The sequence below is a fragment of the Streptomyces sp. NPDC001373 genome (assembly GCF_042895815.1).
Taxonomy (GTDB): domain Bacteria; phylum Actinomycetota; class Actinomycetes; order Streptomycetales; family Streptomycetaceae; genus Streptomyces.
Map to the genome: position 1 here is coordinate 306,007 of NZ_JBIAWQ010000004.1, position 13,397 is coordinate 319,403.

11 protein-coding genes are annotated in these 13,397 nt (G+C 74.9%); 8 read left to right on the top strand and 3 right to left on the bottom strand.

Annotated elements, in window-relative coordinates:
• The first annotated feature begins 113 nt into the window (after window positions 1–113).
• From ACFY15_RS12365 to ACFY15_RS12375, 3 genes are read left to right on the top strand one after another with little or no spacing between them, the layout of a single operon-like run.
• Window positions 114–1,124, top strand: a complete 1,011-nt coding sequence (locus ACFY15_RS12365; RefSeq protein ID WP_390685711.1) for an AAA family ATPase — start codon at window positions 114–116, stop codon at window positions 1,122–1,124.
• A complete protein-coding gene (locus ACFY15_RS12370; protein ID WP_390685710.1) occupies window positions 1,124–2,479 on the top strand; it encodes a DUF58 domain-containing protein in 1,356 nt (451 codons plus the stop codon). Before ACFY15_RS12365 ends, ACFY15_RS12370 begins: the two co-directional genes overlap by 1 nt.
• Window positions 2,476–4,902: a transglutaminaseTgpA domain-containing protein gene (locus tag ACFY15_RS12375; protein ID WP_390685709.1), complete on the top strand. Its 2,427-nt coding sequence runs from the start codon at window positions 2,476–2,478 to the stop codon at window positions 4,900–4,902. Before ACFY15_RS12370 ends, ACFY15_RS12375 begins: the two co-directional genes overlap by 4 nt.
• A gap of 284 nt (window positions 4,903–5,186) precedes the next feature.
• Here the strand turns inward: ACFY15_RS12375 and ACFY15_RS12380 are convergent, their stop codons facing one another.
• Genes ACFY15_RS12380 through ACFY15_RS12390 form a run of 3 tightly spaced genes read right to left on the bottom strand, consistent with a single transcriptional unit; the run spans window position 5,187 to window position 8,882 of the window.
• The gene (locus tag ACFY15_RS12380; RefSeq protein WP_366456080.1) at window positions 5,187–5,813 is read right to left on the bottom strand and encodes a TetR/AcrR family transcriptional regulator; all 627 of its coding nucleotides are present in this window, start codon (window positions 5,811–5,813) and stop codon (window positions 5,187–5,189) included.
• Window positions 5,814–5,842: 29 nt separating this feature from the next.
• A complete protein-coding gene (locus ACFY15_RS12385) occupies window positions 5,843–7,930 on the bottom strand; it encodes a YhgE/Pip family protein (protein ID WP_390825448.1) in 2,088 nt (695 codons plus the stop codon).
• Window positions 7,902–8,882, bottom strand: coding sequence for an ATP-binding cassette domain-containing protein (locus tag ACFY15_RS12390; RefSeq protein ID WP_390825449.1), 981 nt, complete (start codon window positions 8,880–8,882; stop codon window positions 7,902–7,904). Before ACFY15_RS12390 ends, ACFY15_RS12385 begins: the two co-directional genes overlap by 29 nt.
• Before the next feature lie 201 nt (window positions 8,883–9,083).
• Between ACFY15_RS12390 and ACFY15_RS12395 the strand changes: the two genes are divergently transcribed.
• The 5 genes from ACFY15_RS12395 to ACFY15_RS12415 all read left to right on the top strand — a co-directional run bounded on the left by ACFY15_RS12395 (window position 9,084) and on the right by ACFY15_RS12415 (window position 13,316).
• Window positions 9,084–9,566, top strand: coding sequence for an SAV_6107 family HEPN domain-containing protein (locus ACFY15_RS12395; protein WP_390685706.1), 483 nt, complete (start codon window positions 9,084–9,086; stop codon window positions 9,564–9,566).
• 77 nt (window positions 9,567–9,643) lie between these two features.
• Entirely contained in the window at window positions 9,644–10,402 is a 759-nt protein-coding gene (locus ACFY15_RS12400) for a class I SAM-dependent methyltransferase (protein WP_390685705.1), read from the top strand.
• Between the two features lie 288 nt (window positions 10,403–10,690).
• Entirely contained in the window at window positions 10,691–11,092 is a 402-nt protein-coding gene (locus ACFY15_RS12405; protein ID WP_390685704.1) for a DUF3040 domain-containing protein, read from the top strand.
• Window positions 11,093–11,216: 124 nt separating this feature from the next.
• Window positions 11,217–11,831, top strand: a complete 615-nt coding sequence (locus tag ACFY15_RS12410; RefSeq protein ID WP_390685703.1) for a DUF4126 domain-containing protein — start codon at window positions 11,217–11,219, stop codon at window positions 11,829–11,831.
• Window positions 11,832–11,882: 51 nt separating this feature from the next.
• Window positions 11,883–13,316, top strand: a complete 1,434-nt coding sequence (locus ACFY15_RS12415; RefSeq protein WP_390825450.1) for a phytoene desaturase family protein — start codon at window positions 11,883–11,885, stop codon at window positions 13,314–13,316.
• Window positions 13,317–13,397: the final 81 nt, after the last annotated feature.

Consider the following 13,397-nt stretch of genomic DNA (forward strand, 5'->3'; position numbering starts at 1 on the left):
AAGAATGCGGTGGGACGTCGCCCGGAACCCCTCCGGGGCGGCGTCCGTGTTGCGGGGTGGGCCGGACCGCGTGCCATGCGCGTCGGCCCTGGGAAAGGGCCGAGGAGAACCAGGTGACCACGTACGACGACCGAGCGAGCCTCGCTGATCTGACCAGCACGGCCGAGCGGGTCCGCCAGTCGGTCGAGCGCGTGATCGAGGGCAAGCCCGAGGTCGTCCGCCTCGCGCTGGTGGTCCTGCTGGCCGAGGGCCACCTGCTCATCGAGGACGTGCCCGGCGTCGGCAAGACGATGCTGGCCAAGACCCTGGCCAGGTCCATCGACTGCTCGGTCCAGCGCATCCAGTTCACCCCGGACCTGCTGCCCTCGGACATCACCGGCGTCAGCATCTACGACCAGCAGCGCCGCGAGTTCGAGTTCAAGCCCGGAGCGATCTTCGCCCAGATCGTCATCGGCGACGAGATCAACCGTGCCTCCCCCAAGACGCAGTCGGCGCTGCTTGAGTCGATGGAGGAGCGCCAGGTCACCATCGACGGCACCACCTACGCCCTGCCCAGCCCCTTCATGGTCGTCGCGACCCAGAACCCGGTCGAGATGGAGGGCACCTACCCCCTCCCCGAGGCCCAGCGCGACCGCTTCATGGCCCGCGTCTCGGTCGGCTACCCCAGCCCCGAGGCCGAGCTGGAGATGCTCGACGTGCACGGCGGGCTCTCCCCGCTCGACGACCTCACCGCCGTCGCGCACGCCCACGACGTCGTCAAGCTCATAGACGCCGTCCGCGAGGTGTACGTCGCGGCCCCGGTCAAGCGCTACGTCGTCGACCTGGTGTCCGCCACCCGCAGCCACCCCGACCTGCGCCTGGGCGCCTCCCCCCGCGCCACCCTGCACCTGCTGCGCGCCGTGAAGGCCTCCGCCGCCCTGTCCGGCCGCGACTACGTGCTGCCCGACGACGTCCAGCAGCTGGCCGCGCCCGTCCTCGCGCACCGCCTCCTGCCGACCGCGCAGGCCCAGCTGAACCGGCGCACCGCCGAGCAGGTCGTCCACGACATCCTCCAGCGCACCCCCGTCCCGGCCACGCACACCCGCGGCGAGGTGCCGCCCGGCGCGGGCGCCCGGAGCTTCTGATGGGCGCCGGTGCCCCGCACGGCGCCGGCGGGCAGGCCGGGAACCCCGGAGGGGTACGCGCCTCGCTGTCCGGGCTGACCACCCGGGGCCGCTCGTTCCTCGCGGCCGGGGCCGCCGCGGCCGTCTGCGCGTACGTCCTCGGACAGGACCAGCTGCTGCGGGTCGGACTGCTGCTCGTCGTCCTGCCCCTGATCTGCGTCCTCGCCCTGCACCGCACCCGCCAGCAGGTCACCGCCGGCCGCCGGCTGAGCCCGCCGCGGGTGCCCGCCGGCGGCGAGGCCCGGGTGCAGCTGCGGCTGGAGAACGTCTCGCGGATGCCCACGGGGCTGCTGATGCTCCAGGACCGGGTGCCCTACGTCCTGGGCCCCCGCCCCCGCTTCGTGCTGGACCGGGTCGAGCCCGGCGGCCGCCGCGAGGTGTCCTACCGGGTCCGCTCCGACCTGCGCGGCCGCTACCCGCTGGGCCCGCTCCAGCTGCGGCTGACCGACCCCTTCGGGATGGTCGAGCTGACCCGCTCCTTCAGCGCCTACGACACCCTCACCGTCGTCCCGCGCACCCAGCCCCTGCCCGCGGTCCGGATGACCGGCGAGGCGGGCGGCCACGGCGACGGCAGCCGCCGCTCCCTGGCCCTGGCCGGCGACGACGACGTGATCCCCCGCACCTACCGGCGCGGCGACGACCTGCGCCGGGTCCACTGGCGCTCCACCGCCCGCTACGGCGAGCTGATGGTCCGCCGCGAGGAACAGCCCCAGCGCAGCAAGGCCACCGTCCTGCTGGACACCCGCCACCTCGCCCACGAGGGCGCCGGCCCCGACTCCGCCTTCGAGTGGGCCGTGTCGGCCGCCGCCTCCACCCTGCTGCACGTGCTCGAACAGGGCTTCGCGGCACGGCTGCTCACCGACACCGGCGACGCGGTGCCCGGCGCCGGCGCCTTCGCCGGCGGGACCTCCGGCACGGGCCCGGAGTCCGCCGAGGCGGCCGGGCTGATGATGGACACCCTCGCGGTCGTCGGCCACTCCGAGGGCAGCGGCCTGGGCCGCGCCTACGACGCCCTGCGCGGCGGGACCGGCTCCGGCTCCTCCGGCGGCGACGGACTGCTGGTCGCCTTCTTCGGCGACCTCGACGACGAGCAGGCCGAGATGGCGGCCCGGATGCGCCAGCGCAGCGCGGCCGCGCTCGCGTTCGTGCTGGACCCCGCGCTCTGGACCGGGGCGCCCTCGCACGTGGAGGAGCGGCTGCGCAGGCTGCGGGACGCCGGCTGGACGGCCCTGGCCGTCCCGCCCGGCGCCGCCTTCCCCGAACTGTGGCGACAGGCCGGGAACCTCGGCATGCGGACCCCCGGAGGAACGGTATGAGCGGGCGGGCGCGCGTGACGCTCTTCGCGGCACTGGCGACGCTGCTGACCTCCTGGTCGCTGGCCCCGCTGGTGGAGACCACCGGCTGGCTGCTCCAGGCGGCGCTGCTGCTGGCCGTGCAGGCCGCGGTGGGCGCCGGGGCGCGGCGGGTGCCGCTGGCCCGGTGGCTGACCGTGGCCGCGCAGCTGCTGGTGTCGCTGCTGCTGCTCCTGTTCCTCTTCGCGGGGAAGGCCGAGTCCACCGGGAGCGGGCCGCTGGCCTTCCTGGTCACCGACTTCGCCGGGCTGTTCCAGCAGGGCGTGCGGGACGTGGGCGAGTTCGCCATACCGGCGCCGCTGACGGACGGCATCCGGCTGCTGCTGCTGGCCGGGGTGCTGGCGATCGGGCTGCTGGTGGACTTCCTGGCGGTGACGATGCGGTCGGCCGCGGCGGCCGGCCTGCCGCTGCTGGCCCTGTACTCGGTCGCCGCCGGGCTGTCGGCCGGGCGGGGCCAGACCTGGCTGGCGTTCCTGCTGGCCGGCGCCGGCTACCTGATGATGCTGCTGTCGGAGGGCCGCGACCGGCTCGCCCAGTGGGGCCGGGTCTTCGGCGGGGCCCCGGGCGCCCGCACGCCCGCCGGCGCCGGCGCCGGCTACGGTGCGAACGGGGCCGGGGGCACCCGCGCCGTGGCGCCCGTGCGCACCGGGCGGCGGATCGGCGCGGTCGCGCTGGGCCTGGCACTGGCGGTGCCGGCCGCGCTGCCGTCGCTGGGCGGCGGGATGCTGGGCACCCCGGGCGAGGACTCCCCCTCGGCGGGCGGGGGCGGCGGCACGATCTCGGCGGTGAACCCGCTGGTCTCGTTGCAGAGCAGCCTGAACGCGCAGGACAACCGGGTCGTGATGAAGTACCGCACGGACAGCCCGCAGCTCGGTGAGCAGTACCTGCGGATCCTGGCCCTCGACGAGTTCAACGGGGTCAAGTGGGAGGCCTCCGCCCGCCCGCTGACGGACGTCCCGCAGCGGCTGCCGAACCCGGCGGGGCTCGCCGAGGAGGTCCGCGCGACCGCGGTCGAGGTGCGCACCACCGTCTCGGCGGCGGACACGTACGCCCAGCGCTACCTGCCGATGCCGTACCCGGCCACGCAGGTCGACATCGGCGGGAAGTGGCGCTTCGAGCCGGCCGGCCGGACCCTGGTCGGGGACCAGCTGGCCAAGGACCGCTTCCAGAACGTGCAGGGCGCCCAGTACACGGTACGGAGCCTGCTGCTGCGGCCCACGGCGGAGCAGCTCCAGTCCGCGCCGCCCGCCAACTCGGCCGTGCACGCCGAGTACACGAAGCTGCCGGACAACCTGCCGCCGGTGGTGGCGGAGACGGCGCGGCGCGTGACGCAGGGCGCGAAGGACGACTACTCGCGGGCGGTGAAGCTCCAGGACTTCTTCGCCGTGACCGGCGGCTTCCGCTACGACACGAAGGTGTCCTCGGGCACGGGTTCGCAGGCCATCGTCCGCTTCCTGGAGGACAAGGAGGGCTTCTGCGTCCACTTCGCCTTCTCGATGGCGGCGATGTCGCGGACGCTGGGCATCCCGGCGCGGGTCGCGGTCGGTTTCACCCCGGGCGAGAAGCAGACCGACGGCACGGTGAACGTCTCGATGCGGGACGCGCACGCCTGGCCGGAGCTGTACTTCGAGGGCGTGGGCTGGACCCGGTTCGAGCCGACGCCCCGCTCGGGCATCACGGTGCCGGAGTACAGCCGTCCCGAGGTCCCGGCCCCGCAGCCGTCCGCGCCGTCCGCGGCGCCCTCGCAGTCGGCGTCGGCCCCGGCGCCCGCGCCCTCGCAGGCCGAGGCGTGCCCCCCGCAGCAGAAGAAGCTCGGCGAGTGCGGCGGGCCGGTGGCCCGGCAGGGCACCGGGTCCGGGTCCGGCGGGGTGTCGGCGGGCACGGCCCTCGGCTGGACCGCGGTGGCGCTGGCGGTGGCCGGGCTGCCGCTGCTGCCCCTGCTGTGGCGGCGCCGGGTGTGCCGGCGGCGGCTGGGCACGGGCGACGTACTGGCCGCCTGGCGGGAGCTGGGCGACTGCGCCTGGGACGTGGGCGTCCCGCCCGACGAGGCGCTGTCGCCGCGCGGCGCGGCCGGGCGGGTCGTACTGCTGGGCCGGCTGGAGGGCGGGGCCGCCGAGGCGGTGCACCGGGTGGCGGGCGCGGTCGAGCGGGCGCTGTACGCCCCGCCCGGCGCGGACCTCTCGTACCCCGGGCTGGCCGCGGACGTCCTCGCGGCCCGGGCGGCGCTGCTGGCCGGGGTCGGCCGCGGGGCCCGGCTGCGGGCGCTGCTGCTGCCGCGGTCGGGGGCGCGGGTGGCCGCCGCGGTGTCGGCCCGGCTGTCCTCGGTGTCGGCCGCCGCGGCCCGGCTCGGCGGCCGCGTCCGCCTGCCGCTGCGCGACCGGGGCTGAGCCGCCGGGGTCCGGGGCTGAGCCCCCGGGAGACGGAAGACGCCGGTGCGGCCGGGCTCGTTCCCCCCGAGCCCGGACGCGCCGGCGTTCTGTTTCCCGGGCGGTGGCCGGTCCGCTCCGCGGCCCCGTGTCCGCGGTGCGGTCCGACCCGCCCTTGTCCCCTCCCCCCAGTCTGCTGTTTCCGCAGGTGGGAGCCCATCCGTACGCGTACTCATCTGTGTGCCTAGGTACGGATACTCAGTTCTACGCCGCCCGGCCCCCCGGGCGGCACCGCCGACCGGGGGTCACCGGCTCCCGCTCACGCGCCCCCGCAGCAGCAGCGACAGCGCCGAGTGGACGTCGTCCAGGGAGCGCTCGCTCTGGAAGGCCTGCCAGTCGAGCGCGGCCACCAGCACCATCCCGACCAGTGCGGCCGCCGTCAGCGGCACGTCGATCTCGGCGCTGAGCTCGCCGCGCTCGACGCCCTCGCGCAGCACCGACTCGACGACGGCCACCGCCTGGCCCCGGACCACCATCAGGGTGCCCTGCCAGGCGCGGTTGGTCCGCCAGAGCTCGGCGACGTAGAGCTGGGTGAAGGCCGGGTAGCGGTGGATGAAGACCAGGCCCGCCCTGATCATCGCGTCGAGGGCCTCGATGCGGCTGCCCCCACGGGCCTCCGTCTCGTCGGCCGCCGCCCGCAGCGAGGCGGTCAGCAGACCCACCCCGTGCCGCAGGAGCTCCTCGAAGAGCTCGGTCTTGCTCGCGAAGTTGTAGTAGACGGTGCCCTTGGCCACGCCCGCCCGCTCTGCGATCTCGTCGACCGTGGTCGCGGAGAAGCCCTGCTCCGCGATGAGGGTGACGGCCGCTTCGTACAGCTTCTGTCGCGTGGCCTGCCGCCGGGCCCCGCCGGCGGTGGTGCTGCTGCTTTCCATGGCGCTGATTCTCACAGGTCAACAGCCCCTTACAGGCTCAGTTCCGGGTGCAGTCGGTCCATCGTCCACACCTGCTTGCCGCGGGCGGCGAGGGCGGTGAGGGCCAGGGCGCCGGCCGTGAAGGCGATCAGGACGAGGCCGCCCTGCCACACCGGGGTGAGGTCCCCGCCGGTGATGAGGCGGCGCAGGCTCGCGACGATGTACGACATCGGCAGGTACGGGTGGATGGCGTTGAAGAAGTCCGGGCTGGTCTGGACGGGGTAGGTGCCGCCCGCCGAGGTCAGCTGGAGCATCAGGACGGCGAGGACCAGGATGCGGCCGGCGGCGCCGAACTTGGCGTTGAGCCACTGGATGATCGCCGCGAAGCAGGCGGTGACGAGGACCAGGAACCCGATGGTCAGGGCCGGGTGGGCCATCTTCAGGCCGAGGCCCCAGTGCAGGACGGACATCAGCGCGCCCACCTGCGCGGCGCCGAGGCCGACCACGGGCAGCCAGCCGGCGAAGGCGATCCGCCAGGCGGAGGCGCCTGCGGCCAGGGCCCGCTTGTTCATGGGGGCGATCAGCATGTAGGCGACCATCGCGCCGACCCACAGGGAGAGCGGGATGAAGTACGGGGCGAAGCCGGTGCCGTAGTTGGGCGCCTTGTGCAGCGGGTCGCTGGCGAGCTGGACCGGGTCGGCCATGACCTGCGTGCGGGCGTCGCGCTGCCGCTGGTCGTAGTCCGGGATCTTGCCGGCGCCGTCGTGGAGGCCTCCTGCGAGTTCGCCGGTGCCGTCGACCAGCTTGACCATGCCGCCGCCCAGCTGCTGGGCGCCGTCGCCGAGCCTGCCGACGCCCTCGCCGAGCTTGCCGGAGCCGCCGGCGGCGGAGCCGATGCCGTTGTGGAGCTTGACCATGCCGTCGGCGACCTTGTGGGCCCCGTCGTTGAGGGCGTTGGCCTGGGCCACGGCCCCGTTGAGGTCGCCGGCGAGGCCGGGGGCCTTGTCGGCGAGCTCGCGGGCCTTGTTCTCCAGGCTGGTCAGCTGCTCCCTGAGCTTGGTGAGGTCGCCCTTGGAGTTGCCGAGGACGGTGTTCACGTCACCGGTGAGCAGGGCGGCCTCGGCCGCGTCGTCCTTGATCTTCTTCTGGGCCTCGCAGAGACCCGCGGGCAGCTGCGGGCCGGGCTTGGCGCAGTACTGGCCGTAGGTGGAGTCGGCGAGGCCCGACAGGCGCTTGGCGGCCGCGGCGGCTCCCGGGGCGCGTTCGGCCGCCTTGTCGAGGTGGTTGTTGACGACGTGGGCGGTGTCGGCGACCAGCTTGGCGGTGTCCGCGAGGTTCTTGGGGTCCTTGACGAACGGGCGGGCCTTGTCGGCGGCGCCGTTCGCCAGGTCGGCGACCTTCTGGGTGCCCTCGGCGATCTGCCGCGTACCGGTCTCCAGCTGGCCGGCGGCCGAGTTGAGCTTGTTCAGGCCCCCGGTGAGCTCGCCGGACTTCTCCTTGGCCGTGTCGAGGCCGTCGGCGAGGTCCTGGGCGCCCTGCTGGGCCTTGCCCGCGCCGTCCTTGAGCTTGTCGGCTCCGTCGGCGGCCTCGGCGGTCTTGTCGTGCAGGTCGGAGAAGGAGACGAAGATCTTGTCGAGGAACTTGCGGGAGGCCTTGGTGGAGGCGGCCGAGCGGACCTCGGAGAAGACGGTGCGCGAGATCGAGCCGACGATGTAGTTGTTGGCGTCGTTCGTGCGGACCTGGAGGGCCCCGGTGGTGGGGTCGGCGCCGCCGCTGGAGGCGATCTTCTCGCTGAAGTCGGCGGGCATGGTCAGGGAGAGGAAGTACGTGCCGTCCTCCAGACCCTTGGCCGCCTCGTCGGCGCTGACCACGCGCCAGTCGAAGGTCTTGCGCTCACGCAGGTTCCTGGTGATCTCACCGCCGACGTCGAGGTGCTCGCCGCCCACGGTGGCGCCCTTGTCGGCGTTGACGAGGGCGACGGGGACGTGGTCGAGGCGCTTGTACGGGTCCCAGAACGACCACAGGTACAGCGCTCCGTAGAGCAGCGGCAGCAGGAGCAGCGCGACGAGGGCGGCCCGGGGCAGTTTCCCCCGCCCGAACCGCTTCAGCTCAAGCGCGGCCAGTTTCGGCGAGCGCATCGTCCGCCCCCTTCGTGTCGTCTTCTGCGTCTGCGTCTGCGTCGGTTCCGGTGCCCGTTCCGGTGCGGTCCGCGGCCTCGGTGTCGTCCGGCTTGGTTTCCGGCTTCGCGTCCGGCTGGGTGAGGGAGGGCGCGGCGGCCTTCTCCCCGGGTTCCGTTCCGGCTTCCGGTTCCGCCGGGCGGGAGGCGCCCCAGGTGACCTCCGGGGTCACGGCGGGGGGCGTCGCGGCCCGCTCCGGGGCGGGTGCCGACTCGGCCGGCGGGCCCGTGCGGACCACCGTGGCGTCGTCCGGGGCCTCGCTGCACACCGCGACGACGGTGGTCCCCCGGGCCGCGACCGAGCGGAGCATGTCCCAGGCCTCGGTGCGTTCGGCGTCCGAGAGCTTGAGGTCGAGGTCGTCGAGGGCCAGCAGCCGGGGGCCACCCAGCAGGGCGATGGCCACGGACAGCCGGACGGCCTCCAGCCGCTCCAGGTCCCGCACGGAGGTGCGCGGGCCCTTGGGCAGGGCGGCGGGGTCGAGCCCGACGACGGCCAGGGCCTCCTCGATCCGGGCCGGGGCCGGGGCGCGGTGCGCGCCGCGCGGGCGCAGCAGGGCGCGCACCGGGGCTTCGTAGCGCCGCTGGAGCATGGCGCCCTCGCGCAGCTGCTCGGCGACGGTGAGGGCCTGGTCGAGGTCGTTGACCCCGGGGACCGGGCCGAGTGCGGCGATGCGGCGGACCGCGGCCATCTTCTTCGGCAGGCGGTGGCGGCCGATCTCGGCGTGGCCCTCGGTGGCCTTCATCCGCCCGGTGAGGGCGAGGAGCAGGCAGGTGCGGCCGCTGCCGGAGGGCCCTTCGACCGCGATGAGCGTACCGGGCGCCGCGTCGATGCCGACGTCGCGGAAGACCCAGCCGCGCGGGCCCTTGAGTCCGAAGCCCTCGGCCTTGACGGCGGCTCCGTGCGGGCTGTCCACGCCCTCCCCCTCCTTTTGAACTGACCGGTCAGTTCAAAAACTAGCAGCTGCCGGGCCAAGGTCGGTACAGGAGGGGGACTTTGGGGGTGAAAGAGCAGGTCAGAGTGATTGTCAGTGGGGGGCGTCACGATGGATCCACGCAACAACGGACGCACCACCCGGTATCACCGCCGAGCACCACGCAACGACAGGAGGTTCGTCATGGCCACACCGTCCCCGTCCCCTGTCCACCCCGTCCCGCGCAGGTCGGCCGCACCCCCGGCCGCCCTGGACCTGCTCGCCAAGGCCCGCAGCGGCCTGGCCGAGGCCGCCCTGCTGCCCCGGCCCAACGAGCGGTACGCCACCGCCCACCTCGCCGCCCTGCGCACCGCCGCGGCGGTGCTCGCCGCCCGCGGCAGGCCCGAGCCCGTCAACCCCAGGCGGCGGCCCAGGATCCGCAGCGCGTGGGAGGTGCTGCCGGAGATGGCGCCGGAGCTGGCCGAGTGGAGCGCCCTGTTCGCCTCCGGCGCCGCCCGCCGGGCCCGGGCCGAGGCGGGCATACGGGACGCGGCCACGGGCCGGGACGCCGACGACCTCGTACGGGAGGCCGGGATGTTCCTGCGCCTGGTGGAGCGGATGCTCGCGCTGCAACCCGTGGCACAGCCCCTGCCGCAGCCTCGTCCGGAGCGTCCGGACGTGGGATGAGCTGCGCGGTCGGCCGAGGCAATAGGGTGGGGCACGCACCGCACCCCGCCACCCATGCCGCCGAGGAGTCATCAGCCGTGTCGGACACTTCCCGCCCCCGTGCCTCCCTCCGCACCGCCGTGGTGTGGGAGGTCCTCAAGGAGGCCCTCGACCGCCGGGTGAAGGCGACCGGGCGGGATGTGCTGGATGTCCTCGACACCGGCGGCGGCACCGGCAGGTTCGCCGTGCCCGTCGCCCGGCTCGGCCACCGCGTGACCGTCGTCGACCCCAGCCCGAACGCGCTGTTCGGGCTGGAGCGCCGGGTCGCCGAGGAAGGCGTCGCCGACCTGGTGCGCGGGGTCCAGGGCGACGCCCAGGGCCTGCTGGACGTCGTCGAGCGGGACGCCTACGACGTGGTCGTCTGCCACGGCGTGCTCGAGTACGTGGACGACCCGGCCGAGGGTGTGGCCAACGCCGTCGCCGCGCTGCGCCCCGGCGGCGTCCTCAGCCTGCTCGGCGCCGGCCTGGGCGGGGCCGTCCTGGCCCGGGCGCTGGCCGGGCACTTCACCGAGGCCCGCACCGCGCTCACCGACCCGGCCGGGCGCTGGGGCGCCGGCGACCCGGTGCCGCGCCGCTTCACCGCCGAGCAGCTGGCGGAGCTCGTCGGCGGGGCCGGCCTGCGGGTCGGCGCCGTGCACGGCGTACGGATCTTCACCGACCTGGTGCCCGGCGTGCTGGTGGACACCGAGCCGGGCGCGGTGGAGGCGCTGATGCGCCTGGAGGAGGCCGCCGCCGAGCTGCCCGCCTTCCACGCCGTGGCCACGCAGCTGCACGTCCTCGGCGAGAAGCCCGCCTGATCCGCGGGCCCGCCGGGCGACCTCCCCGAGACCCCTCCGTTTCCTCGCCGTGACCCGTATGATCGAACCACCGCACGGCATGGCGGACCGCTCATCGGGGAATAACCGCCCCAGTGACCGCGCTGGTGACGGTACGTTTCACTCAGGGCTTGTCCCGCAGTGGTTTTCTCGCTCAGCGATTTGCAGAATGTGGCGTAGAGGGCGGGTGTCACGGGGGCGATTCCCCGCCTATCCTGAAGGGGACCCCTGGTCGCTACCCCCCGCGACCGACGGATGAGGAGGACTCCCGTGCCGCTCTCGGAGCACGAGCAGCGAATGCTCGAGCAGATGGAGCGAGCGCTGTACGCCGAAGACCCCAAGTTCGCGACAGCGCTTGAGGGCAGTGGACTGCGCACGTACACCCGGCGACGGGTCTACCAGGCAGTCGTAGGCATTGTGGTGGGTATCGCGCTCCTCATGACCGGTGTGATCTGGCAGGAAGTGCTCTGGATCAGCGTGGTGGGATTCCTCGTCATGCTGGCCTGTACGGTCCTCGTGGTCACCGGTTGGCGCAAGGCACCCAAGCCCGGCGAGCAGCCCGTCTCCGGAAATGCAGGCGGTTCGGCCCGCGGGCGGAACCGGCAGCGTCGGTCGATGATGACCCGGATCGAGGAACGGTGGCAGCGCCGCCGTGACGAGCAGGGGCACTAGCCCCGCACCCGTTCTCCGTCCGATGAGGGGACGGCCGCGCGATGGCGGCCGTCCCCTCACGGTTTTCCGCCGCAGATTTTCCCCCCGGACTCCCCGGCCCCCCGCGCTGCGGCATGATGCCGGTGTGAGTGTGCTCCCCCTGGTCTTCACCAGCGGCTGGGCCAGCGGGATCAACGCCTACGCCGTGGTCCTCCTGCTCGGCCTCTTCGGCGCGACCGGCCTGACCGACGAGGTCCCGGCCTCCCTCCAGCGCACCGACGTGCTCGTCGTGGCGGGCGTGCTGTTCCTGTGCGAGGCCGTCGCGGACAAGATCCCGTACCTGGACTCCGTCTGGGACTCCGTCCACACCGTGATCCGCCCGGCCGCCGGCGCCGTGGTCGGCGCGCTCCTGGCCGGGCAGAGCGGCACCCTGCCCGAGATCGCCGCCGGGGCCCTGGGCGGCTCCACCGCGCTGGCCAGCCATCTCGTCAAGGCCGGCACGCGGATGGCCGTCAACTCCTCACCCGAGCCGTTCAGCAACATCGTGCTGAGCGGCGCCGAGGACCTCGGCGTGGCCGGCATCGTCACCTTCGCCCTGTTCCACCCGACGGCCGCCGCGGTCGTCGCGGGCGGCCTGCTCGCCGCCGGCCTCGCGCTGCTGGTCTACCTCTGGAGCCGGATCCGCCGCTTCTGGCGGCGACGGGCCCAGCGCCGCGAGGAGAAGCGGATGGAGGCGGTCCGGGGGGCACCGCCGTACTGACCCGCTGACCTCGCTCGATGGGCGCGACGCCCGCTCGATAGGCTCAGCGCCATGGCAAGAATTGCGGTGATCGGCGCCGGCATGGGCGCGATGGCGACGGCGGCGCGGCTGGCGGTGGCGGGCCACCGGGTGACGGTCTACGAGCGCGGCTCCACGTACGGCGGCGCGCTGGGCCGGTACGAGCGCGACGGCTTCGCATTCGACACCGGACCGGGGCTGCTGCACCTGCCCGCCGTCTACCGCGACCTGTTCGTGAAGACCGGCAAGCGGCCGCTGAAGAACTGCGTCGGCATGGTCCAGGTGGACCCGGCCGTCCGGCACGTCCTCGACCACGCCTCCGTCACCCTCCCCGGCGCCTCCCGGGGCGGGGTCGCCGCCGCCCTCGACGGGGCCTTCGGCGCCGGCGCGGGCGAACGCTGGAACGACCTGCTGGGCCGCGCCCGCGACACCTGGGACGCCACCCGCCGCCCCCTGCTGGAGGAGCCGCTGCGCCCCGACTGGCAGGTCCTGGGCCGCGACCCCTACCCGGCGCTGCGCGGGAGCGGCCTGCTGCGCCGCCGCCAGCCGACCCTGGCCGAGGTGGCCCGGCGCGAGCTGGGCGGCGGGCTCGGGGAGCTGCTGCGCGGACGGGTCCTTGCGTACGGGCTGGACCCCGACTCGGCGCCCGCCTCCGCGGCGGCCCTGCCGTACATGGAGCAGACCTTCGGCAGCTGGTACGTCCGCGGCGGCATGCGCGAGCTGGCCACCGCCGTGTACGAGCGCTGCCGGGAGCGGAAGGTGGAGTTCGTCTTCGGCGCCGCCGTGAAGGGCGTCGTGGCCCGGGACGGCCGGGCGGCGGGGGTGCGGCTGGCCGACGGCACCGAGGCGGCGGCCGACTTCGTGGTCTGCGGGATCGACCCGCGGCAGCTCCCGGCCGGCTCGGTGTCCTGGCCGCGCGGCAGCGTGCAGGCCCGGGGCGGATCGGTGCCCGGACGGCTGACCCTGATGCTCGCCCTGCGTGGCGGGCGGCCCGAGGACGCCGTCCACCGCACGCTGGTGCACTCCCCCGGCTCCGCCGCCGTCCAGCTGGTCACGGTGCTGCGCCCGGACGACCCGTCCACCCGGCCCGACGCGGACCACGAGGCGGTCACCGTCAGCGCCGTGTGCGGTCCCGCCGGCGGGTCGGCGGTCCCGGACCCGGAGAAGCTCCTGGACCTGGCCGCGCGGGCCGTCCCCGACCTGCGCAGGCGGCTGCTGTGGCAGGAGGTGCGCACCCCGGCGCACGTGGAGGCGGCCACGGGCGCCCTCGGCGGCTCGGTGCCCGCCCCGGCCCTGCCGGGCGACGGGGGCCGCCTGCTGTACCCGGCCAACGCGACGGGGCTGCCCGGGCTGTACCTCGCGGGCGGCTGGGCGCACCCCGGCGGCGGGCTCGCGCACGCGGGGATGACGGGGGCCCTGGTGGCCGGCCTGATCGTCGAGGGGGCGGACTTCCGCGGCTCGCAGTGAGCCCGGCGTGGGGCGGGGGGGGGGGGGGGGGGGGGGTGGCGGGCCCCCCCCCCCCCCCCCGCCGCGGCGGGGGGCGCGGCC